Genomic DNA, 23,267 nt, shown 5'->3' on the forward strand with positions numbered 1-23,267 from the left:
ACGAAAGACATGGTGACGGAACCACCGCCTTCCGCCTTCCGCCCTCCGCCCGTCGACCCGAGGGCAGCTTCTCGGATAGTGGCAGGAGAACCCTGCCAACCCAGCAGCGAACCCGTTGTAACGCCACGGAAACCGTTCAATCCTGGAAGTTCAATCCTCAGCATTCAGAACTCGGCTAGTCCAAACGACGCACCCAAACAACACGCCTGAATACCACACGCCTGCGTTGCTACGTTCCGAGCTCTAGTGAGCTAAAAAATGAGTATCGGCTCCCCGCATCAACGCCAGACTCTATGTTCCAAGCACAAGGAGCTAGGCCCAAGATCGAGTTCGGACAAATCGGGAGCTGGCCCCCGCTAGACCTTGACCGAGTATTTGCGCCGATACACGGCCAAAAATACGGAAATACGTCGAACAGCCTCTTCTATGTCATCTACCGAAGGCAGTATCACGAAGCGGAAATGGTCAGTCGTTGGCCAGTGGAAGGCGGTGCCGTGAGAGACCAAGATCTTCTGGTCCTGAAGCAGGTCAATCACAAACTGCTCGTCGGAAGTGATCGGATACATCAACGGGTCCAATTTGACGAACAGGTACATGGCGCCGGCTGCCGGAACACAAGAAACTCCCGGCAAGCTATTGAGTAGGTTTGAGGCGCGGTCGCGCTGTTCATGCAACCGTCCACCAGGCTTAGTGAGGTCGTTGATGCTCTGATACCCACCCAACGATGTTTGGATGGCGTGCTGAGCTGGCACGTTGGAACATAACCGGAGCGAGGCAATCAGCTCCAGCGCTTCCCTAAAATCTGCCATGGCGCTCCGCGGTCCAGTCAGCGCCACCCACCCAGCGCGGTAGCCGGGCATTCTGTACGCCTTGGAGAGCCCACTAAAAGTGAGCATACATACGTCATCGGCCATGGATGCCATATGAATATGCGTGCGGCCGTCATAAAGAATTTTCTCGTAGATTTCATCGGCGAAAATCACCAGATCGTGATTCCTGGCCAACTCCACGAACTGCTCCAAAATGTGCCGGGGATAAACCGCGCCGGTTGGATTATTCGGGTTGATGACAACAATGGCTCGGGTAGCTGGCGTAATCTTCGCCGCGACATCGGCCATATCCGGCCACCATTCGTTGTCTTCCTGGCACATGTAATGCACAGGGACACCGCCGGTCAGCGTGACGGAGGCAGTCCACAGCGGATAGTCCGGAGCGGGGATAAGAACTTCATCACCGTTTTCCAAGAACGCCTGCAACGTCATAGAAATCAACTCGCTGACCCCGTTGCCGACAAAGAGGTCCTCGACGCCTATCTGCATCAGCCCTTTGGTCTGGTAATACTGCGAGATGGCCGTACGCGCCGAAAAGATCCCCTTCGAGTCACTGTAGCCTTGGGCGCCCCGCAGGTGATGGATCATGTCCGTCACAATAGATTCTGGCGCTTCCAACCCAAACGGTGCCGTGTCGCCCAGATTCATGCGCAGAATCCGATGCCCCTCGGCCTCCATTTTTTTGGCAGCAGCCAAGATGGGACCGCGAAGCTCGTACCGAACATTTGCCAATTTACTGGAGTGTTGCATGGGGCGCATGCCTTCCATTTTCACACAAAGACGTGGCTTTCAGCCGTAATTAAACAAGTCTCGTCCGTCTCAAAACAGTTTCGCCACCCGCAGACTGACAATCAAACTGCCTGCAAGAAGCAAGACAGAAGCACGACGTCGGCCATTTTGCAGGTGCCCACAAACGTACTGAACACTCCCGCGCTGTTGAGTTTCTCACAATCTGTCTCTAGTGAGAGGGGCTAGCACACCACTTCATCACCCATGAACAAGGAAAAATTGGTAGAGTGAGTCGTTGGACCAAGTCGCTTATGGGGAAGCGCAAAACCCCACCTATCCACCCTCAAGGAGACCTAGCCCTCAATGACTTTCGTGGCAACTGAATCACTGCGTGAACAGCTTTGGAGTCGTCGTTATGACGAGAACATTGCACCCGTAACCGAACTGTGCGACTCTCTGGCCGAGGCTCGGCCAGAGCAACGAGTGGCGTATGTGGATCCGGTTCACGACATCGATGAGTGCCGCATCATCAGCTTGTTTTCCAACGTGGGCGAGATCGACTCATCAGGATTTGTCACAGCCGGTGACGAGCAGGCGGCAACTCGCCTACTCGGAATCCATTGGCAAATAGGCTTGCGGCCTAGCTACGTCATGCCATGGAACGTCCACCCTTGGTTTACCCCGGGGCAGGCCAATGGCCGTTTGAGCGCACCACAGATCGAGCAGGGCCTACGCCCCTTGGTCAAGTTTCTGACCAAGGTGCCTCGCGCCACGGCCCTTGTTGCCCACGGCACCGAGGCTCACCGTTTAGCCGATCAGCTGCTGAAAGCCCAAGGTCCCATGCTTTACAAGCGCGGTTTCGGCATCTGCAAGGTTCGTTCTCTCAGCGGGCGCAGTTTCGCCGGTTCCGCAGAACGCCAGAAACAATGGCTGGACGAATCAGCGCAAGCTTATGCGGAGTCAATGACCCGCAACGGCATCCGGGTCAAGGGCCGCTGAGTTTTTCCCGCACGCCGAAGCTGATGAGCTACCTCAGGTGGGGTGCCACCAGCTCGGCGTAGCGGGCTTTGACGCTCTCAACAACGGAGGCATAGGGCAGCGCCCAAATGTCTTCATTAAAAATCTCAACTTCGACGACGCCGTCGTATCCTGCGTCCGCAACCCACTGGCTGATCTGGGCAAAGTCGATCACGCCGTCGCCCATAAACCCACGGGATAACAGTGCGTCCGCGGCAATGGGAAGATTGAAATCGCAAACTTGGTAGGAGGCAATTCGGCCCTGCTCACCTGCCCGTGCAATCTGCTCGCGCAGGTACGGATCCCACCAGAGATGGAACGTATCCACGACGACGCCGACGGCGGCGGCAGGGTGCGGGGCGGCAAGGTCCAGGGCCTGACCCAAAGTGGATAGCACAGCACGATCTGCGGCATACATGGGATGTAACGGCTCAAGTGCCAGCCGCACCCCATGATCCAGGGCAAAAGGCACCAACTCGCCAAGGCGGTCCGCAACGCGCTGGCGTGCCAGGACAAGGTCTTTGCCCTTACCTCCCGCGAGAGCTGTGGCGGCTCCCCCACCATCCACGGCGCCCGGCGAAACGCTAAAGTCCGGAAGTCCGCCGACAACCATGATGATTTCTGCGGCCCCTAATGCGCCAGCCTCAAGAATGGCAGCCTTATTATCGGCAAGTGCGGTAGCCTGGCCGGGTGCGTCGGCCGCCGTCAAGAAGCCGCCTCGGCACAGACTAGAGACCGTCAGACCTGACGCCTTCACCATCTCAACTGCAGTGTCCAAGCCAACTTCGGCCACTTTGTCCCGCCACAAGCCAATATGGGACAGTCCGGCAGCAGCCGTATGTTCCAGGGCCTGCGCCAGCGAAGCCTTTTTGATCGTTGCCGTGTTGATGGAGAGCTTTTCGAAAGTCGTCACGCGATTACCTTTCCGGGTCCGTCGAAGCCACAACGCAGGCAATTCCTACAGTATTGAGAAAACATGCCATTCGAGTGGCTGCCAGTGGTGGATCCATCAACAAGCCAGCTGAGTTTGCCAAGCGAAATAGTTTCACCAAATGGTTCACGTTACGGCCACACTGCAGGCCCCCAACCATCGCAAAACCGTCTTGGTATCCGTTAAGCCACGCCAAAAATACGATGCCGGTTTTGTAGTAATACGTCGGTGCGGCGAAGATGTGCAGCCCCAGTTCTCGCGTCGAGTCCAAGATGGCTCTGGCTTCGGTGGGACGGCCAGCGTCGTACTCTTGCAGCGCAGCAGAAGCCGCTGGCGCAATCGCAGCAAAAATGCCCAGCAACGCGTCCGAGTGGTGGGTGCCGTCGCCGTCGATCAGTTCCGGATAGTTAAAGTCATCACCCGTATACAAACGCACACCGTCGGGTAGGCCCCCACGCAGCGCCACTTCATGAGAAGCGTCGAGCAAGGAAACCTTCACCCCGTCTACCTTGGCTGCATTCGCTTGGATGAGCTCGTTGAACGTGCCGGTGGCCGCTGCGATATCTGTGCTGCCCCAATAGCCAGCCAACGCCGGATCGAACATGGTGCCAAGCCAATGTAGAACCACAGGTTCCTTGACCTCGGAGAGCAGCGTGCCATAGAGGGAGAGGTAGTCAGCGGGCCCGGAGGCCACTTTAGCTAAAGCTCGCGAAGCCATAATAATGACCTTCGCCCCAGACGCCTCAACCACCGCGATTTGCTCCCGGTAGGCCTCAAGAACGGCCGCAAGGCCCGCTTCGCCAGGCTCGACGTCGGCTGGATCAAGTTGGTCTGTCCCGGCGCCGCAAGCGAGCAGATCGCGGACAGTACGCTCCGGGGTTGCGATGAGGGCGGCCTCCGCAGCGGAACGGTTGATGAGCTCTTGCGTGGCAGCCCAGTCAAGTCCCATCCCCCGCTGCGCGGTGTCCATGGCATCGGCGATGCCAACTCCCCAACTCCACAGCTCACGGCGAAAAGCTAACGTGGCTTCCCAATCGATGTCAGCGGGGGCACCGGGAACGTTATTCCCGAGCGTTCTGGGAGTTACATGAGCGGCCGCATAGACCTTACGAGAGGTGATGAGGTCTGTGGGCTTGCGCCACGGGCCCGTCGGGTTCAACGTGAGGGCTTCGAGGCTACCCTCTGGTGAGGGCAAAGTCAGTGAGATGTTCATAGCAGCCTTCCCTACAGCGCTATTTCAGGGATATCCAGCGTGCGGCGTTCCACCGAAGACTTCAGGCCAAGTTCGGCCAATTGCACGCCTCGAGCGGCTGAGAGCAAGCCAAAGCGGTGCTCGCGGCCAGCGACGGCGTCGCGGAGAAACTCCTCCCACTGGAGTTTGAATCCATTGTCCAAGTCCGCGTTCGCGGGGACCTCGGACCACTGCTCACGGAACGATTCAGTGACAGGCAGGTCTGGGTTCCACACCGGTTTAGGGGTATTGGCTCGCTGCTGGGAAACACATTTGCGCAGTCCAGCAACAGCGGAACCGTGGGTTCCGTCGATCTGGAACTCAACGAGTTCATCACGGTAGACACGGACAGCCCAGGATGAGTTGATCTGGCCGATGACCTGTTCCCCTGCCGGCGTCTCCAGCTCAAAAATTCCATATGCGGCGTCGTCGGCCGTAGCCTCATACTCTTTTCCGGCTTCATCCCAGCGTTCCGGGATATGCGTGACGGTCTTGGCGTTGACACTTTTGACCTTCCCGATAATCCCTTCCAAAACATAATTCCAATGGCAGAACATGTCGGTGGTCATGCCGCCGCCGTCTTCCTTGCGGTAGTTCCAGGAGGGGCGCTGGGCGGCTTGGTGGTCGCCTTCAAACACCCAGTATCCGAATTCGCCACGGATGGAAAGGATCCGGCCAAAGAAGCCTTCCTCAACAAGGCGACGCAGCTTGACTAGCCCCGGCAGGTACAGCTTGTCGTGAACCACACCCGCCGTGACACCGGCGTTCTTTCCGATCCGGGCCAACTCGATGGCCTCTTCCAGTGTCTCTGCCGTCGGCTTTTCGGTGAAGATGTGCTTGCCATTGGCCATGGCCTTCTTCAAAGTGGCGGCACGCAGACTTGTCATGGATGCGTCAAAGACAACGTCAACAGTCGGATCAGCGATGACTGCTTCCAGATCAGTGCTCCAGTGCTCCACATTGTGAAGTTGTGCCAGTTCGCGCACTTTAGCCTCATTGCGGCCCACCAAGATCGGCTCTATTGCAATTTTGGTGCCGTCGTCTAGCGTGAGGCCCGAATCCCGTAGGGGCAGGATGGATCGCAGTAGATGCTGGCGGTAGCCCATGCGACCGGTGATGCCGTTCATGGCAATACGGATGACAGCAGGATTATTGAGGGTCGATGCTTGGCCGGTAGTTCTCTGATTTTGCTCAGCGGCGCTCTGGGTCACTGGTTTCTCCCTTAGTGGTGTGCAGGGTTGCCAGACCGTAAGAATCGGCGTGGCCTCAAGCTTGGAAAGCGCTTTCCAATATATGCTGTAGAAGTAGCAACGTCAAGGGTCATTCTGGCTAAGATGTAGAGATTTTTTCATTCAACGACAAGGACACTTCCGTGCCTGTGAAACTCACCGAAGTAGCCCGCGAGGCCGGGGTATCGCTCGCCACCGCCTCTCGTGTACTGAACGGCTCAGCGAGGACCCCTGCAGAAGATATAGCCAAACGGGTGCGGGCGGCCGCAGAAGAATTGGGATACGTGGCGAATGCGCAAGCACAAGCCTTGGCGAAATCGACCACCGGGCTTGTGGGGCTTGTAGTTCATGACATCGCAGACCCTTATTTTTCAACATTTGCCCACGGTGTACAAAAAGTCGCCAGCCTCTCCCACCATCAGGTTCTTCTAGCGGGGACCGATCTTCCCAGCGAGGATGCCCCCCCCGGTGACGCTGAGTTGGCAGCTGTGCGAGCATTCATCTCTTATCGCACGGATGCCATCATTTTGGCGGCGTCCCGCGTCACTGACGAAGACCCTCGTTTGGCTGCGGCTTTAGAGCGTTACATCAATAGTGGGGGCCGCGTAGTAGTTCTGGGAGCAACCAAGATTGCAGGGGCTAGCTCCCTCATGGTTGCTAACAAGGCCGGTGCCATGGCACTGGCAACCGCACTCATCGAACACGGAACCACTCACTTTGCCATTTTGGCAGGACCGGCGGAACGCAACACTGCCCGTGCCAGGGTGGACGGTTTTGTGGAGGGCCTACAGGCGGCCTCTCTCGTGCCGTTGGCCACAGTCCATGGCCCCTTCACGAGCAGAGGTGGCTACGACGCGACTGTTGATTTGATACACAGGCTCGGCCTGCTTGCCCCCACTCCAAACACCACGACCGGCGCAGATACCAGCAGATTCCCTAGCCCATCAGGATCTCCTTTGTGTATTTTGGTGGCAAACGACGTCATGGCCCTCGGTGCAATGACGGCACTGCGAACGCACGGATTCCGCATTCCGGACGACGTTCAAGTTGCGGGCTTTGATGACATCCCCACACTTCGCGACCACTCCCCCGCGCTGACCACATACCGGCTACCTTTGGAACAGATGGGACAACGGGCTGCGGAACTGGCGCTGGAACCACAATTGCGCAGTCCAGTCACGATCACCGGCGAGGTTGTCTTGCGCGAAAGTGCCGGATTTACGGCTCCGACAACCGGAAAATAGGGCATAATCAACCTCATGAACACCGACGAGCAGCCCGGCCACGCCATCACCGCAGAAGACGCTTGGCGCTACGTGGAGCACACCAGCTTTGGTCGGCTGGCCCTCAGTGTCGCGAACATCCCTGACATCTTCCCCATTAATTACTTAGCCCACGAAGGCAAGCTGTTGTTACGGACCAACCCTGGTACCAAACTCGCAGAATTAGCCGTCAATGCCACGGTTGCCTTTGAAATTGACGGTCTGGAAGAAAACCATGCCTGGAGTGTGGTGCTCAAGGGAACTGCGCGGATCGTTGAGTCCCAAAACGAGATTGACACCTTCGACAAGCTCCCACTCGCACCCTGGATTCCAACCCGAAAGTACACCTACGTTCACATTGCTCCCGTGAGCATCAGTGGATACCGTTTCACGCTCGGAACTGAACCGGAACGCTGACCACGAAGCTGACATGATTCACAGATACACATGAGCGGCGCCACACACACCCCACAAGAAGGGAAGCAGCCGATATGCTGGACTAAACCAGCATTGATCGGAGTCCACACGCATGTCCGCGCCACGTTCAAAGCGAGTTCACCACGGCATAACACGGGTTGCTCTGGACGGCACAGATAGCGCACTTGCGGCCCGCGCCACAGGGACTTCATGGCGTGATTCACTTCTGCGCTACTACTCGCTCGCTAAGCCAGGAGTGCTGTACGGAAATGTCATGACAGCGGCCGCGGGTTTCTTGTTCGCCAGCCCCGGGTACATTGACTGGTTCCTGTTCCTTGCCGTTTGCCTGGGTACTACTCTGGTCATCGGCTCCGCGTGCGTGCTGAACAACGTTCTTGACCGTGACATTGACAGTGTTATGGAGCGGACCAAGAAACGTGCAACCGTCACCGGAGGTGTACAGGCGCGAAACGCTGTCATCTACTCTGTTGTACTCGGGGTCACCGGCATGACCGTGCTCGTGCTTTGGACGAATGTCTTAGTAGTGGCCGTGGGATTATTCGGATATCTGGCCTACGTGGTGCTATATGGCATGCTGTCCAAGCGAATGACCCTCCATGGCACGCTAGTGGGCAGCGTTTCAGGGGCGGCACCCATCCTGGGCGGCTATGTGGGAGCTTCAAATGCACTCGACGCTGGTGCGGTGATCGTCTTTCTCATACTGTTCTTCTGGCAGCTACCCGCTTTCTACTCCATCTCCATCTACCGCCACAGCGAGTACTCCAAGGCCGGGGTACCCGTGATCTCAGTGATTCGTGGCATCTCCTACACCACAGTTCAGATTCTGGGGTACACGATAGCTTTCGTTGCAGTATCACTACTGCCCCAAGCATTTGGCTACGTGGGATGGAGCTACACGATCGTCATGGGTACACTCGGAATCGGCTGGATTATTATGAGCGTTGCCGGGCTAAAAACCGCCAATCCACAGAAGTGGGCGAGGCTAATGTTTCGGTGTGCACTGGTAATCATGACCAGCATTTCGCTCATGCTTTCCATCGGTCCTCGCCTACCTTAGAACTCAGACGAAATTAGAGCCGTGACGGCACGGAGGTCGCCTTCTCTGTGGGACACCTCTGGAAATGCTGAGAAGTTGCCTTAGGATCTCTCATCCCTCCCGCTTTACCCTTGACCAAACCATAGAAAGAGCATGGAATGGAGACAGGGACCGGCTCGATCGGACCGCGTGCAGGCAGGCGTGCCAGCAGTCCAGTCCCGTGATCGGGAGGCGCAAAAATGATGGGATCAGCTTTAGCCGGATTTCTAGCAGTGGCCATACTGGTGGTGGTGACAACAGCTGGAACTATCTGGCTGGTAAAAGTCCGGCCAGCAATGGAGCGTGATCCCGACACTCAGTTTTGGTACTGCTTTGCCGGGATGTCTATTCTTCTTCCGGCAATTCTGGGGACAGCAGTGGTGAACCGATGGGCTGGCGCGGCCATGGTGGCAATCGCTGCGGCCACGTGGTGGCATGTCAACAAGATGGTATGCCGGCGGCTAATGCAGGCCAAGGAACTATCCGCAAGCGTGAGTGCGGATGCCGTCCTTGCTGAACTTTCAAACCGGCACAATGCGGTTCTCATGCGCTGGAGCCACTACGAACTGGACCCAGCAGCGGCCATCGACTTTCCATCCATGAGCGACGTCCATGTCCCGGAGACTTCGGCGCTAACAAAGGCCTACGCTGTGGCTAGCAAGATGCGCCAAGATACCGCCGACGGAGAATTTCATGACTACGAAGCCGCGGTGACGTCACTGGAAATTAGTTTTGTGATAGCCGAAGATGCAGCCCATGCGAGCGCTGAGACCTTTGCTTCGGAGATGCTAGCGAACCACCATGACGGGGCAGTGCGCTTGGTTTAACACCGCTGCGCCTGCTGAACCAAGAAGTAAGCCCATGACGCCACCGCGTCCACGGCGTCCTACTACGACGTAGCGGGCGCCTTCGCTAGCAGCCACAAGAACAGTAGCGGCGGAGCCCCGCTCAACCCTGCTGCTCAGTAGGGCCGGGAGGCTCTCCCCAAAGGCTTCTGCCAGAGCTCCGTCAAGAACGTGTCGGGCGCCTTCGGCAAAGCTGCCGATCCCCAAGGCTTCGTAGCTGGACCCCTTTGTTGGTGGCTCCCACGCCGCCACGGCTTCAACAACGCCACCCAGTTCCGCCGCGAGACGGACGGCTTCTTGCACGGCACGGACGGATGTTTCCGACCCGTCTACACCCACCACTATCCGTGGCTGTGCTTCCGATCGCATGCCGACGCTCAAGTCAGTCAAGGCGGGCTCCTTTAGGGGCTCATTTTGCTCCGAACCCCTAGTCTTACCCAGAATCTCCAAAGACTGAAATCACTGTGCAAAGACACCCAAGGATTAGTTGCCGTTCCCAGCGCTCGGCGTGCTGGTACTTGTCCCATTTCCGTTATCGTTGCTGGCCGCTGGTGGAACTACCGTCTTCGCCGGGGCACGATCGCTTCCAAGAGGGTCGTTCGAACCAACAACGAGGGGCGGTGTAGCCGAGAGCATGATCGCCGGAGGCCGCTCCAGACTGGCTGCTTGATATGCGGGGTTGGTCGCTGCCGCGTTCATGATCGCTGACCACTGGGTACCGGCCAAGTTTGCGCCATCCACCACTGGCCAATAGCGACCGTTGATGACAATGTTCTGGTTCGCCCAGGCCTTCCCAATACCCTTGTAACTGCCAAACCATGAAGCCGTTGAGATTCCGGAGTTAGCCCCTACCGTCCAGGTGTTGGCGTTGTAGTCGGTGGTACCCGTCTTCGCAAACGTATTCGCCTTGTCATTGAGTGGAATTTGATAGCCGGAGCCGCGAACCAGTACCTGCTGCAACGCAAATTTCACTCCGTTGGCAACATCTTTATTGATGGTCTGCTGGCAGTTAGCCCCCGGCACCGGGTAGCTCTTGCCAGCAGAATTCGTTACCGAAACTAAGGCGATTGGATCGCACCGAACACCGTTGTTGGCAAAGGTCGCCATCATGGTCGCCATATTCAATGGGGCCACATTGGGTGTTCCGATCAATGCTGGGATCGAGGAGAGGTCATAGGGTTTGTTGGTCCCACCATCCAGGATCCCGGAAGCCGTCGCCATTTTCTGTATGTCACAAAAATCCAAAGCCGCCGCTGTTTGGAACGTGATGGTGTTGATCGAGTTATACAGTCCTTCCAAAGCTGTTTGTGGGAAGTAGTGATGGCTATCGTCATTCGGGAGGAGATTGGACCCTGGTACTGCAGGATCATAGGCACCCGAGGTTGTGCCACAACTATTTTTCCACGGGAAGTTTTGCGGGTATTTCTGGACCGCCCCATTCACCATCGTCATCATGGAATGTCCCGAGTTTAGCCACTGCGCAAAAACGATCGGCTTGAACGTTGAGCCAATTTGGAAGCCGCCAGCACCATGCAAGGGATTCCCATTGAGATCATTCACCGGCAATGCAAAGTTGCCCATATAATTCCCGGGCACATTGGCCGGGTTGTACACAGTGTTTTGGGCCATGGTCAAGACTTTGCCCGTGCCCGGTTGAACGCTGACGACGGCGGCACCACGCTGCAGGGGGTCGGTCGCACCCATGGTCGCATTTACCTGGTCCTGTGCTACCTGCTGCAAAGCAGGGTCAAGTGTGGTGGTGATGGTCAGTCCGCCCTGGTAAAGGGTATTGCTTCGGTCATCCGCTGTGGCACCAAATGCCGGATCGTTGAGTACCAGCTGCTGAACATAGTCACAGAAATACGGGGCCGTAGCGGCCGCAACGCAACCTTGTGTGGACTTGTGCACGTCAAGAGTAAGTGGCGTCTTCAGCGCCGTGTCATAGTCCGCCTGCGTGATCTTCTTTTGCGAGAGCATCTTGGAGAGGACCTCGTTGCGCCTTGACGTGACATGTTCTGGCTGTGTTAGCGGGTCATAGTAGGCGGGACTGTTGACGACGCCGGCCAGGGCTGCAGCCTGGGCCAGCGTGAGGTCCTTGGCCGACGTGTTGAAATATAGTTTCGATGCCGCTTGAATACCGTAGGCGCCATTGCCGAAGTAGATGATGTTCAGATATCCGGCCAGGATGTCGTCTTTTGACATCTTCTTTTCCAAGCCGATGGACAACTTAATCTCGTTGAGCTTGTCCGCAATCGTCTTTTGCTGGCCCAGTTTGGCCGCGTCAGTGTTGCCACTGGAGACTAGCTTCTCGATGATGACGTTGTTGACATACTGCTGAGTAATGGTCGAGGCACCTTCGCGGCCTCCCTGCGCTGTGGCGACAAGGGCGCGGGCAATGCCAGTGAGGTCTATGCCACCATGCTCATAAAACCGTGAGTCCTCGATCGAGACAACACCACTTTTGATGTAGGCAGACATGTCAGCCAAGCTAACGTCTTGCCGGTCTTGTTCGTAAAACCTGGCAATGGTGGAGCCATCACTGGCCAAAACCTTGGTGGATTGTGCCGGGGCCTTGAAGTCCAGCGTGCTCGGCAGTTGATCCAACATAACGTTGGATCCGGCAACAGCCGCCGTAGCCAATGCACCGGCAGGAACGAATAAGGCAGCCACCAGAACTCCGCAGAGACCGCAAACCAAAGCAAGCCGAAGGAGGTTTCCCACAGCGAACCCGCCACTACGCCAGACGGATGATGAGTTCTGCGCTCCGCGGTTTGGTTTGCTCATAGGGATTTGGCCTTCCTGGTGACAAAATTGCTGCCTGCGAGAACCAAAATCTCACAAGGCACATGAGCAGTCTGCACCCTTAACGTGAGAATTTGCTGAAAACCCGGCTAATGCCTGCCCGCCAGCTCCTGCGGCAATGACTGTGACCGGCGGTGATAGCTTTGAAAGAGAGCAATTCCACTGCTAAAGGAACCACTATGACGCCGCCAGCAGAAGCTGTTTATCCCTCCGCTAACACTGTTGCAGATTTTGCGAAACGTCTGCAACGAGTCAAGGACCGCATCAAAATGGCTGCCGGTCGGGTGGGTCGCGCGTCCTCTGACGTAACACTGCTTCCCGTGAGCAAGACCGTGGATTCCGAACGTATCCGAATTGCCCTCAGCGCTGGCATCACCGACTTAGGTGAAAATAAGGTCCAAGAAGCCTTGAGGAAAAGTGTCGAGCTCGCTGACGTAGGCGGCTTGCGATGGCATGTCATCGGGCATCTCCAGAGCAATAAAGCTAAATTCGTGGCGCGGTTCGCCCACGAATTCCAGGCCCTTGACAGCCTCAAGGTGGCCCGTGCCCTCAACTCACGCCTTGAGATTGAAGACCGCACCCTAGAAGTATTCATTCAGGTCAACACGTCAAAAGAGGACAGCAAGTATGGTCTGCCGCCAGGCGAAGTCGCCGCGTTTTTAGCCGCGTTGCCGGCGTTCGAGCGGCTCAAGGTCAAAGGTTTGATGACCCTGGCCATCAACAGTGACGACACAGAGCGGGTGCGAGGCTGCTTTAGAGAGTTGCGCCAACTCCGTGATGTTCTGCACCAAACCGCGCCCGACGGCGTCGAGCTCACCGGTTTATCAATGGGCATGTCCGGCGACTTCGAGCTCGGCGTAGAGGAAGGCGCCACAGTGGTTCGCGTGGGTCAAGCCATCTTCGGAGCCCGGTCGCTGCCGGATAGCTACTACTGGCCAGGCCCGTAAAAATAGCGCAGCCAGTGTCACAGACGTAAGCTAACGACATGGCCAAGTTCCTAGACATTCACCCGCAAGACCCCCAGCCTCGAGCAGTAGCCCAAGTGGTGGAACTGCTTAAGTCCGGAGGCTTAATCGCCTACCCCACGGACTCGTGTTATGCCCTTGGCGCTCAAATTGGAAATCGGGAAGCCTTGGATAGGATCCGCTCCATCCGACACCTAGATAGCAAGCACCACTTCACACTGGTCTGTAAGGACTTTGCCCAACTGGGCCAATTTGTCATGGTAGATAATGACATCTTCCGCAGCATCAAGGCCGTCACCCCGGGACCCTACACGTTCATTCTGCCCGCCACCAAGGAGGTACCGCGACGTCTGGCTCACCCCAAGAAGAAAACAGTAGGCGTGCGTATCCCAGACAGCCCCCTCATCCACGCTATTTTGGATGCATTGGGCGAACCTTTGCTCTCCAGCACACTCCTGCTCCCGGATGAAGAAACACCGCTGACGCAGGGTTGGGAAATTAAAGAGAGGCTAGAACACGTAGTGGATGCCGTCATCGATTCCGGCGACGTGGGAGCGGAACCAACAACTGTGATCGATTTTTCCAGGGGTTATGCTGAGGTGGTTCGGCAGGGCATGGGTGACGCCGCTCGGTTTATTTAAGCTCCATCCGGCTCTTTACTTTGGCTGTAGCTCGGGCCGTCCACGGATCCTCCGGCCAGGGATGTTTGGGGTAGCGTCCACGCATCTCCGCACGTACTTGAGCATAGGGCCCAGACCAAAATGAGGCCAGATCCCCTGTTACAGCGAGCGGGCGCCCGGCTGGAGACAGCAAGTGGAAAAGCACCGGTACTCGTCCTGCAACGATCTTTGGCGTTTCTGCCCAACCGAAGCACTCCTGCAGTTTCACCGCCACTACCGGATGGCCCGTTGCATCCGCGTCGGCGTAATCAATGCGGATCAAGGAACCACTAGGCACCCTCAGGCGCTCAGGCACCAGTTCTGCCAGCCGAGCCGCCTCCGGCCAGGGCAAGAGCCTGCGCAAGGGCTCAAGGAGATCCACTTTCTCAACGAGAAGCCCAGCTGAAATCGCTTCAAGTTCTGGCGTGAGCCAGTCCGCAATCCGCTCCAATAGGCCAGCATCACTCACGTCTGGCCAGGGATCCCCGAGCACTCGGTGGAGCATGGCTAATCTATGCCGCAGCCCGTCAGCGGCCATAGACCAGCGCAGCATTCCCATGCCTTCTACCTGAAGGGCTTGGGCCACTGCAGTACGGCCCTGCTCCTTCGTAGCTCTAACGGGAGTGGATGAGCGCAGGATGGCCCCTAGCTTGCGTTCCCTGCGGGCGGACAGCTTGCCTTTGCTAAATTGCACCACCACTGTGTCCGTGGCAAGGTGCCTGGCTCCGAAGCAGGCACTCTCAACACTCAGGGGTGCTGCACTTCGGATCACCGCACCGGTTCCTGCCGCGTCCAGGCCCGAAGCCCTTGATACCTCGGCCACGGCAAGCCATTCGTTCCCGGATAATGTGCTGGAGAGCGGCAGCCCGGCACGAGTACCTGAGGCGAGCAAGTATTGTCGGGTGTCCCCAACCCTCCGAGCAACCCGATCCGGATAGGCAAGCGCCACAACGAGGCCCCAGCAGTCATCCGCTCCTGCTCCACCGAGATCGGCTACGTTTGGCAGCATTTGTCTTCGTGCAATTTTCTCCATCCGGGACGTGTCCTCAACCCATCGGCGTGCCGACGGATCCCGTCCAGAGCGCAGCGATGTCAGCAGGCGGGGCAGGTCAGCTCCCGGTGCCCTGTAATCTCCAGCTACAAGCGCCACAGTCTCAGCAGCCTTGCGTGGGCCCACAGTTGCAGCTCCGTCCAGCAGTGCGCGAGCTAGTCTGGGATCCGCCGGAATCCGGGCCAAGGTCTTACCCAGAGGAGTAGCTTGGCCTCCGGCATCTACAGCACCCAGTTCGGTAAGTACTTCGATGGCCTCTGCCATGGCTGCCTGGGGCGGCGCCGAGGGTAAGGCCATCCCTTTTCCACCGGGCGCTCCCCAGCAGGCAAGTACCAGAGCCGCGGCACTTAGATCAGCGACTGAGATTTCCGGTAATTGGTTTGCGGCTGCGGCGCCGAACGTTTTTTCCGCGTAACAACGAACTACGGTGCCGGGGCCTTGCCGGGCTGCACGGCCGGCTCGCTGGACCGCCGATGCCTGTGAACAGGACACTGTGACCAGTCCGCTCATGCCCCGACCGGCGTCCCGGCGGGGTTCTCGTGATAGCCCTGCGTCGACGACCAAGCGAACTCCCGGAATGGTAAGCGAGGATTCGGCGAGTGCTGTGGAGACAATGATGCGTGGCGGACCGCCGGGCAGCCTCCCTGACACGGCACGATCTTGGGCGCTGGCGGGCACTTGCCCGTGCAGTTCAATGACTTCGGCTACCAGACTCCTCGCGCGATCGGGACTTCTGGCACCAAGTTCCCGCAGGCGTGCTGCAACGTAGCTAACTTCCCAGGCTCCGGGGGCAAAGACCAACGCGTCCGCTTCAGTGTTGCGGGCCAATGCCTCGGCATGACTCTGCTCCGCGACAGACGCCACATGGTTCAAAAATGCCCTGCTCACCCCGCGCTGATCCATTCGTGGTCCCTGTGCTGGCGCCCACACACATTCCAGGGGAAACAGCACCGACGGGGAGGAAATGATCGGAGCCGGGTTGCCGGCGTCGTCCTTCAAAAGGGCCGCAAAGAGCGGTGCCTCTACCGTGGCAGACATCGCCACCAAGGTCAGGTCCCCCCGCAGTTCGCGGACCTCTGCAAGCATTCCCAACAGCAGATCGGTTTCAAGCCCCCGTTCGTGGACCTCATCCAGGACGACGGCGGCCACGTCGTCTTGCCCCGGATCGCTCAGTAAGCGCCGCAGCAAAATCCCGGGCGTGACAAACTCCACTATGGTATTGGGCCCGGCGTGGCGTTCACCTCGAACGGTATAGCCAACCCGTCCGCCCAGCGCGGTGCCATCTAAGGCAGCGAGTCGCCTGGCAGCGGATCGGGCGGCCACCCGGCGCGGCGCGGTGACAATGATTCGTCCGGCACCTCTCTGACGCAGCGTGGCCAGCAACGGGGGAACCAGCGTAGTCTTCCCAGTTCCAGGAGGTGACTGAACGACGGCGGCCGCACCCGGTGCGCAGACAACCTCACGAAGGGCTGGCAACGAACTGGCAAAAGCCAAACCCGCACCAATAGAATCCAGATCAAAGAGCATCAGATCTAGCCGATCTGTAGCTCTCCCATTTCACCCCAAGAGTCGCCTTCCACTTTCCGCGAAACAATCTTTGGGGTGGCGGCCAGAGCGGGACGCATGTCCTCCATGGCCGCTTTGAAATGGGGACTGCCGACATGTGCGCTCGCAGCGGCATCGTCAGCGAAGGCTTCCACAAGCACGAAGTCCTCAGAGCTCTCCACACTTCGAGACCACTCGAACCAGAGATTGCCAGCTTCCTGACGTGTAGCTGCAGTGAACGGTGCCACCATATCCATAAACCGTTCGCTGAACCCCGGTAGGGTATGGAACTTTACAACGATGAAATACATAGTCCTAGCTTAGCCAGCTGCGCAGCAACGCGAATCACCAGCCGCGCTCACGCCACAGTGAAAGCTCGGAGCGTTCACTCCCCAGCGTGGTGGCTTCGCCGTGGCCTGGAAGCACCGCGGAGTCCAGCGGGTACACATCAAATAGGCGTTCTTGTACGTCGTTGAGCAAAGAGATAAAGCGAGCAGGGTCCCCTCCGGTGTTACCCACTCCCCCTGGGAACAGTGAATCGCCGCTGAAGATGAGCGTGGATGGCCCAGCTTCCAAAATATAGGCCATCGAGCCAGGCGTATGACCCCGTAGATGAACGGCCGTGAGGATTAGGCCGTCTGCGTCCAGAACATCTCCGTGATCAAGCAAGCGGTCTATTCCCACCCCGGTTTCCTCCTTGATACTTGCCGCATCCTCTCTGCCCACAGCGGTGGGAACACCCGTTTGCACTGTGATCTCTGCTAGCGCCCGGATGTGGTCCCAGTGGCTGTGGGTCGTAGCGATGAGACACAGACGCGGGGGAACGTCAGCGTCATGGGAGGCATCTGAAAGTAACCGCTGGATGGCCGGAGCGTCGTCAGCGGCGTCAATGAGTATTTGTGCGCCATGGCCCTTGTGGGTGATCAGATAGACGTTGTTCGCCATGTCCGAGACTATGGTGCGGCGGACGGTGACGGTGGGCAGGTCGTACAACAACGTGGAATCGCTCATGGACCAAGGTTAGCTGTCCGTGGTCGCTTGGGAAGTCTCCTTTCATCGGAGATCTCGCAGCTAAATCTCACAGACGTCCCTTGACGGGAATAGCGTCTGTTCCCATCACGTTCACCTTGGAGTACACAGCCCAGATTTTGGGAACCAATGATTTTGGAGCGTCAATGAATCTGTTTTCCCCCGTCACACTTGGCGAACTGAAGCTGCCCAACCGTCTCGTCATGGCGCCCCTTACCCGGTCCCGTTCTGGCCGGGACGGCGTTCCAGGCGCAGACGTCGTCGAGTATTACCGGCAGCGTGCGTCCATGGGCATGATCGTCTCAGAGGGCACGTTCCCCAGCTTCGCCGGTCAGGCCTTTGTGCGCCAGCCCGGCCTCGTGACGCCTGCCCAATGTGAAGGGTGGAAAAACGTCACGGACGCCGTGCATGCAGAAGGCGGTTTGATCATCGCTCAAGTCATGCACTCTGGGCGTGTGACACACCCGTCCATCACGGATGGACGGACTGTGGTCGCCCCAAGCGCCATCGCGATCGAGGGCATGACCCGCACTTATGACGGAAAGGTGCCCTATCCCGTCCCGCACGCGCTCACGACGGAGGAACTTCCGGGCATCATTGAAGAGTTCGTTCAGGGCTCCCGTAACGCCCTGGCCGCTGGATTCGACGGCGTGGAACTCCACGGCGCCAATGGCTACCTGCTCCACGAATTTTTGGCACCGTCCAGCAACCAACGCACTGATGAGTACGGTGGCACAGCTTCGAACCGCGCCCGCTTTGTTCTCGAAACGGTCCGGGCAGTGGCAGCGGCCATTGGTGCCGGCCGGACGTGGTTGCGTATTTCGCCAGAGCACAATGTCCAAGGCGCCATGGAAGTTGATGCTGGCGAAACAGCAGCGACATACGGAGCACTCATGGAGGGGCTTGCTCCGCTGAATCTTGCAGGCCTCAGCGTCCTCCACCAGGACACGACAGGTGCACTGCTCACTGCGTTGCGCACCAGCTTTGGCGGACCATTCTTACTCAACACCGGTTTCGGCACCATCACATCATTGGCGGACGCGCAGGCAGTTGCTGCCAACGGTTTGGCGGACGCTGTGGTGGTAGGGCGCCCTGCCTTGGCCAACCCGGATCTGGCACGGCGCTGGCGCGAGGGACTGCCTCTGAATGAGCCGGACTACTCCACTTTCTACACCGAGGGATCCAAGGGGTACACGGACTATCCGTTCTGGGCTAACTAATATCCGGTATTAAGCCGATTCGAGAGTGATGGCTAGCTCACCAGCTACGTCCACCAGTCAGTATCCGGACCATTCAGGAAGTACTACGCACTCACCGGTGTGGGAGAACAGGCACGCAAGGATTCGGCCCAAAATTGGCGGGACATTGCCGCAGTGGCGCAGTGGGGCCTGCCACTGTGAACATTGAAGTGGAGCGCAAATCGGAACGGCGCATGCCATGAATGTCGAGGGCAAGAGCGCGGATGCAGTCGTTCACTCCCGGCCGTGCGGAAGTGACAACTTCGACAAGCCGGCGACCTGGCAAGCAGTTGCGCCTAAGGCACCGAAAAATCACGGCCACTGTGGACAGCGGGTGCAGTGTCCGCGCTCTGCACGCTCATGATTTACTGGATGTTCCTCTTCACCTATGACGTAGGAATGCTTGCAGTGAACATGCAGGCAGGCGGGGAATTCCATTCCCATTTCTTCTTCCCCAACGTCACGACCTTCTCCGGCGGCAACGGAGTCGGCTTAGGGTGGAGCGGAAATGCCGCGCTTTGGTTCCCGCTGTTACTTGCCGCCGTAGCCTTCATTTCCGTAGCTCATGCTCGGCGCGTCTTTAGACCCAGGCAGGATTGATCCAGCGTGCTCTTGTGAATATTCCTCGAGTGCCGGGTTCCCCGCGATTCCCGAGACTAACTGTTCGTGCATTTGGGCAGATCATGAATTCTGCCTCTCTCAGTCGTGGCTCGGCTTGCCAGCCTGCTGCGCAAACACGATGCTCTCGCGGATGAGGTCATTCAACCCGCTTGGTATTGCCTGGTCGCGAAAAAGCCGCAGTACGGGTGACCCCACTTGGTATATTCGTTCAGCCTGCAGGATTCTCTCATCATGCTCACCACGGAATCGGCCATCTGCCGAGGCCAAGAGTCAGGCAGATGGCCCAGATAAAGATCGACCAAGGACTTCATGGGTCTGATCCGGACAGACACAAGCAACACGTACTGCGGATAGATCAGTAGACTCATGCACTGATCTTGCGCAGCCGCATGTTACCTACTCCAAAATTTTGGATCGGGTCACGGTCATTGAAGGCCGGCGCAGCACCGACACTCGCTGAACGTGAATTCCCGTGTCTCTCCTTTCTCAACTGAAAACCCCGTAATGGAGAGAAACTAAGAAACTCCCCGCGCTCAATTGCGATGCCTGGGTTCGGCTAACCCGTGCTACAGCGGATTGGCCCTATGCTGGTGCCATGACAGAGACGTCAACGCTGAACGCAGCAGAGCTCTCCAATCTACTAGCCTCCACTGGCTATTTGGCTGATGAGGGTCTGTCAACAATTGCCTACCTAGCGTTAGCTATGGAACGGCCGCTACTGCTTGAAGGAGAGCCCGGCACAGGCAAAACTGGCTTAGCCGAGGCACTTGCGCAAGCTTTGTCGCTGCCGCTGATTCGACTCCAGTGCTACGAGGGAATCGACGCCACTCAGGCGCTTTATGACTGGGATTTCACAGCGCAGATACTTCACCTTCGCAGCGTGGAAGCTGGAGGAAATCACTTCGGTAATGGCACCACGATGAGCACAGCAGAGCTCGAAAGCACCCTCTATGACAAGCGGTTCCTACTCGCCCGACCCATCCTGAAGGCACTCCAACAAAGCCCAGCCGTCCTGCTCATTGATGAGATTGATCGAGCTGACGATGAATTCGAAGCCTTCCTGTTGGAAGTCCTCTCCACCTACCAGGTCTCCATTCCGGAGTTCGGTACTGTCCGGGCTCAAACTCCCCCCATCGTTGTCCTCACCTCCAACCGGACCCGCGACTTGCACGACGCACTCAAACGACGCTGTCTCTACCATTGGATCGAGCACCCCGGTCTGGCACGTGAAGTGGAGATAGTGCGCACTCGACTCCCCGGTGTTCCAGCGCTTCTCGCCGAACAAGTGGTCCGAGCCGTGCAAGCGATTCGGGCTACCGACGATGTCCTCAAGCCCCCTGGAGTGGCAGAGACACTTGACTGGGCCAGAGCCCTGCACCAATTGGGCAGCGCCGAACTGGATCTTGCCTCCGCGGCCGCCAGCATCGGCGCTCTCTGCAAGTACCGCGAGGATACAGAGCGGGTCATGGCCACCCTTGCCCGGATTCTGGGATGAGCCGTGAATGCCTCCCGCGTCCTTGAAGCCCACTCGGCCGAGGAAATTTTGTTGGGCTTCGCTTCCGCGCTGCGCGCCGGCGGAGTGAAAGTCACCCCTGACCGCGCACGCAGCTTTGTGGACGCTGTAAGCCGCCTTGATATGGGAGTCCGGGCGGACGTCTTCTGGGCCGGACGGGCCACTCTCTGTGCCGGTCCCGAAGAGATGGAAGCCTACAGGCGAACCTTCGAGACGTGGTTTGCCCCGGTGCATCGAGGCAATGTGGGCCCTGATTCCAGTGCCACGACAGTCCGGCAGGCATCCCTAGCCGACGACGGCGGCACTGGCAGCGAAACATCTGACGAGGCTCTGCGCCTACAAGCCAGTAGTCGCGAAATGCTCAGGCATCGGGACGTGGCCACCCTGGACCCCACGGAGCGTGCAGCACTTAACCGAATCTTCGCCACCTTGGAATTCACCTTGCCCACCCGGCGCGGAAGGCGCAAGAAACGCAATCGGCACGGTGAGATCGACAGGGTCCGCACACTGCGTGAACAGTTACGCCGCGGTGGTGAACCGGGACCACTTCGCCGTGCCCGCGCCCCTCGAGCCCCACGCCGGCTGGTCTGGCTCATAGACGTATCTGGTTCCATGGCTCCGTATGCGGACAGCCTTTTGCGTCTGGCACACCGTACACTCCACGCCGACCCAGACCATATCGAGGTCTTTACGCTTGGCACCCAACTCACGCGCGTAAGCGCCGCACTTCGCCGCACGGATGCGGACGATGCGTTGGCCCAGGCTGGGCGCACTGTTCCCGACTGGTCCGGCGGGACCCGGCTAGGGGAAGTCATGCGCGCTTTCAACGACCGTTGGGGGCAGCGGGCCATAGCCCGAGGTGCTATCGTCGTCATCGCCAGTGACGGCTGGGAACGTGGCGATCCAGCCCTTTTAGGTCGGCAAGTTCAGCGTCTCCACCAGCTCGCCCGACGCGTCATTTGGTCCAACCCGCATAAGGGCAAGCAAGGCTACGAGCCCGTGCAACAGGGCATCAAAGCTGTCCTGCCTTTTGTCGATGGCTTCATCGGCGGCCATTCTTTGAAAAGCTTTGAAGAACTGTTGAAAGTGGTGGGCGATGCGTGAAGTGCTAAAAGACCTTCTGGACGCCGTCGAGGCAGGTCAGACAGTAGGGCTGGGGACCGTGGTTCGTACCCTGAAGTCTGCCCCACGGCCCGCCGGAGCGTCCATGATGGTCGACGCCGGCGGCCGTGCTGTCGGTTCGGTCTCGGGTGGCTGTGTGGAGGGTGCCCTTTACGAACTCGCCACAAGCGTCGCAAGGCTAGGCCAGCCGGTCCTCCAGCGTTACGGGATCACCGAAAATGAAGCTTTTGACGTGGGCCTGACGTGCGGGGGAATCATGGACGTTTTTGTCGAACCCGTTTCGGCACACACCTTCCCTGAGCTGGCGGCGGTGGCACGGAACGTCCAGGCTGGCGACCCCGTAGCCGTGGTCACCGTGATAGAACACCCGGACCCCGCGTGGTTGGGTCGGCATTTGGTGGTGCGCCCGGATGGTTTCCTCGGTTCCCTAGGAAGCGATCGCGCTGACCACGCCGTCAGTGATGACACCATGGGACTACTGGCTGCTGGCCGCAATACCACACTCATGTATGGTCCAGATGGGGAGCGCCGGGGTGAGGGAATGCGCGTTTTTGTGGCTAGTTTTGCCCCGCAGCCGCGCATGCTTGTCTTTGGGGCTATCGATTTCGCTGCGGCAGTTGCCCAGCAGGGCAGCTTTCTTGGGTATCGGGTCACTGTGTGCGACGCACGCGCAGTTTTCGCCACAAAGGCACGGTTTCCGGTTGCGGATGAGGTGGTAGTTGAGTGGCCGCACCGATATCTCCAGGCCCAGATCGACGCCGGGGCAATCGATGCGCGCACAGTCATTGCCGTTTTGACCCATGATCCTAAGTTTGACGTTCCGTTACTGGAAGTCGCCTTACGCCATGAGCTCGCTTATGTGGGAGCCATGGGCTCACGCAAGACCCATGTGGAGCGGATGGAACGGCTACGGCAGGCTGGCTTGAGCGAGGATGAATTGGCGCGGCTGTCCAGTCCCATCGGTCTGGATTTAGGTTCCCGAACACCCGAAGAAACGGCAGTGTCCATTGCCGCTGAGATCATCTCCCAACGATGGGGTGGACAGGGTGGCCGGCTTCGCCATATGGATGTGCGCATCCACCACGTTCCACTGGCTGACGCCGATCACGAGTAGCTGCTCGCGATATCTGGGCCC

General features: G+C 58.3%; 21 protein-coding genes. 12 read left to right on the forward strand and 9 right to left on the reverse strand.

Annotation, left to right across the window (positions count from 1 at the left end):
* Nucleotides 1-356: 356 nt before the first annotated feature.
* Nucleotides 357-1,589 carry a pyridoxal phosphate-dependent aminotransferase gene (locus LOH53_RS14935; protein ID WP_230068557.1) on the reverse strand — a complete coding sequence of 411 codons (1,233 nt, stop codon included), beginning with the start codon at nt 1,587-1,589 and terminating at the stop codon, nt 357-359.
* Nucleotides 1,590-1,922: 333 nt separating this feature from the next.
* Here LOH53_RS14935 and LOH53_RS14940 point away from each other — a divergent pair, with 333 nt between their 5' ends.
* Nucleotides 1,923-2,558: a uracil-DNA glycosylase family protein gene (locus LOH53_RS14940; protein WP_230068558.1), complete on the forward strand. Its 636-nt coding sequence runs from the start codon at nt 1,923-1,925 to the stop codon at nt 2,556-2,558.
* Nucleotides 2,559-2,586: 28 nt separating this feature from the next.
* Here LOH53_RS14940 and LOH53_RS14945 read toward each other — a convergent pair whose 3' ends face one another.
* Genes LOH53_RS14945 through LOH53_RS14955 form a run of 3 tightly spaced genes read right to left on the reverse strand, consistent with a single transcriptional unit; the run spans nt 2,587 to nt 5,865 of the window.
* Nucleotides 2,587-3,489, reverse strand: a complete 903-nt coding sequence (locus tag LOH53_RS14945; protein ID WP_230068559.1) for a sugar phosphate isomerase/epimerase family protein — start codon at nt 3,487-3,489, stop codon at nt 2,587-2,589.
* Between the two features lie 4 nt (nt 3,490-3,493).
* Nucleotides 3,494-4,720 carry a dihydrodipicolinate synthase family protein gene (locus tag LOH53_RS14950; protein WP_230068560.1) on the reverse strand — a complete coding sequence of 409 codons (1,227 nt, stop codon included), beginning with the start codon at nt 4,718-4,720 and terminating at the stop codon, nt 3,494-3,496.
* Nucleotides 4,721-4,731: 11 nt separating this feature from the next.
* The gene (locus LOH53_RS14955) at nt 4,732-5,865 is read right to left on the reverse strand and encodes a Gfo/Idh/MocA family protein (RefSeq protein WP_230068638.1); all 1,134 of its coding nucleotides are present in this window, start codon (nt 5,863-5,865) and stop codon (nt 4,732-4,734) included.
* Nucleotides 5,866-6,110: 245 nt separating this feature from the next.
* Between LOH53_RS14955 and LOH53_RS14960 the strand changes: the two genes are divergently transcribed.
* The 4 genes from LOH53_RS14960 (at nt 6,111) to LOH53_RS14975 (ending at nt 9,569) form a co-directional block, all read left to right on the forward strand.
* Nucleotides 6,111-7,211 carry a LacI family DNA-binding transcriptional regulator gene (locus LOH53_RS14960; protein ID WP_230068561.1) on the forward strand — a complete coding sequence of 367 codons (1,101 nt, stop codon included), beginning with the start codon at nt 6,111-6,113 and terminating at the stop codon, nt 7,209-7,211.
* Nucleotides 7,212-7,226: 15 nt separating this feature from the next.
* On the forward strand, nt 7,227-7,646 hold the full coding sequence (locus LOH53_RS14965) for a pyridoxamine 5'-phosphate oxidase family protein (RefSeq protein WP_230068562.1): 420 nt from the start codon (nt 7,227-7,229) through the stop codon (nt 7,644-7,646).
* A gap of 112 nt (nt 7,647-7,758) precedes the next feature.
* Nucleotides 7,759-8,724: a heme o synthase gene (gene cyoE / locus LOH53_RS14970; protein WP_230068563.1), complete on the forward strand. Its 966-nt coding sequence runs from the start codon at nt 7,759-7,761 to the stop codon at nt 8,722-8,724.
* A gap of 218 nt (nt 8,725-8,942) precedes the next feature.
* Complete coding sequence (locus LOH53_RS14975) at nt 8,943-9,569, forward strand: hypothetical protein (protein WP_230068564.1); 627 nt, start codon at nt 8,943-8,945, stop codon at nt 9,567-9,569.
* Here LOH53_RS14975 and LOH53_RS14980 read toward each other — a convergent pair.
* Together LOH53_RS14980 and LOH53_RS14985 are read right to left on the reverse strand one after the other, a co-directional pair.
* Nucleotides 9,531-9,977: a universal stress protein gene (locus LOH53_RS14980; RefSeq protein WP_230068565.1), complete on the reverse strand. Its 447-nt coding sequence runs from the start codon at nt 9,975-9,977 to the stop codon at nt 9,531-9,533. The two genes, LOH53_RS14975 and LOH53_RS14980, sit on opposite strands and share 39 nt — an antisense overlap.
* A 93-nt stretch (nt 9,978-10,070) precedes the next feature.
* Nucleotides 10,071-12,371: a transglycosylase domain-containing protein gene (locus LOH53_RS14985; protein ID WP_230068566.1), complete on the reverse strand. Its 2,301-nt coding sequence runs from the start codon at nt 12,369-12,371 to the stop codon at nt 10,071-10,073.
* 197 nt (nt 12,372-12,568) lie between these two features.
* On the opposite strand from LOH53_RS14985, the gene LOH53_RS14990 reads away from it, so the two are divergent.
* Nucleotides 12,569-13,336 (forward strand): YggS family pyridoxal phosphate-dependent enzyme, encoded by a 768-nt coding sequence (locus LOH53_RS14990; RefSeq protein WP_230068567.1) that lies wholly within the window; start codon nt 12,569-12,571, stop codon nt 13,334-13,336.
* 38 nt (nt 13,337-13,374) lie between these two features.
* Nucleotides 13,375-13,995 carry an L-threonylcarbamoyladenylate synthase gene (locus LOH53_RS14995; protein ID WP_230068568.1) on the forward strand — a complete coding sequence of 207 codons (621 nt, stop codon included), beginning with the start codon at nt 13,375-13,377 and terminating at the stop codon, nt 13,993-13,995.
* On the opposite strand, the gene hrpB is transcribed toward LOH53_RS14995, so the two are convergent.
* Genes hrpB through LOH53_RS15010 form a run of 3 tightly spaced genes read right to left on the reverse strand, consistent with a single transcriptional unit; the run spans nt 13,988 to nt 17,620 of the window.
* A complete protein-coding gene (gene hrpB, locus LOH53_RS15000) occupies nt 13,988-16,591 on the reverse strand; it encodes an ATP-dependent helicase HrpB (protein ID WP_230068569.1) in 2,604 nt (867 codons plus the stop codon). The two genes, LOH53_RS14995 and hrpB, sit on opposite strands and share 8 nt — an antisense overlap.
* Before the next feature lie 5 nt (nt 16,592-16,596).
* On the reverse strand, nt 16,597-16,920 hold the full coding sequence (locus LOH53_RS15005; protein ID WP_230068570.1) for a putative quinol monooxygenase: 324 nt from the start codon (nt 16,918-16,920) through the stop codon (nt 16,597-16,599).
* A gap of 34 nt (nt 16,921-16,954) precedes the next feature.
* The gene (locus tag LOH53_RS15010; protein WP_230068571.1) at nt 16,955-17,620 is read right to left on the reverse strand and encodes an MBL fold metallo-hydrolase; all 666 of its coding nucleotides are present in this window, start codon (nt 17,618-17,620) and stop codon (nt 16,955-16,957) included.
* Nucleotides 17,621-17,784: 164 nt separating this feature from the next.
* Between LOH53_RS15010 and LOH53_RS15015 the strand changes: the two genes are divergently transcribed.
* From LOH53_RS15015 to LOH53_RS15035, 5 genes are all read left to right on the forward strand, one after another.
* Entirely contained in the window at nt 17,785-18,858 is a 1,074-nt protein-coding gene (locus LOH53_RS15015; RefSeq protein ID WP_230068639.1) for an alkene reductase, read from the forward strand.
* Nucleotides 18,859-19,215: 357 nt separating this feature from the next.
* The gene (locus LOH53_RS15020) at nt 19,216-19,476 is read left to right on the forward strand and encodes a hypothetical protein (RefSeq protein WP_230068572.1); all 261 of its coding nucleotides are present in this window, start codon (nt 19,216-19,218) and stop codon (nt 19,474-19,476) included.
* 616 nt (nt 19,477-20,092) lie between these two features.
* Nucleotides 20,093-20,992 carry an AAA family ATPase gene (locus tag LOH53_RS15025; protein ID WP_230068573.1) on the forward strand — a complete coding sequence of 300 codons (900 nt, stop codon included), beginning with the start codon at nt 20,093-20,095 and terminating at the stop codon, nt 20,990-20,992.
* Between the two features lie 3 nt (nt 20,993-20,995).
* Nucleotides 20,996-22,114 (forward strand): vWA domain-containing protein, encoded by a 1,119-nt coding sequence (locus tag LOH53_RS15030; protein ID WP_230068574.1) that lies wholly within the window; start codon nt 20,996-20,998, stop codon nt 22,112-22,114.
* Nucleotides 22,107-23,246 (forward strand): XdhC family protein, encoded by a 1,140-nt coding sequence (locus tag LOH53_RS15035; RefSeq protein WP_230068575.1) that lies wholly within the window; start codon nt 22,107-22,109, stop codon nt 23,244-23,246. The genes LOH53_RS15030 and LOH53_RS15035 overlap by 8 nt, the downstream gene beginning before the upstream one ends.
* The last annotated feature ends 21 nt before the right edge of the window (nt 23,247-23,267 follow it).

This window comes from Arthrobacter cryoconiti, assembly GCF_020905375.1.
Lineage (GTDB): Bacteria > Actinomycetota > Actinomycetes > Actinomycetales > Micrococcaceae > Specibacter > Specibacter cryoconiti.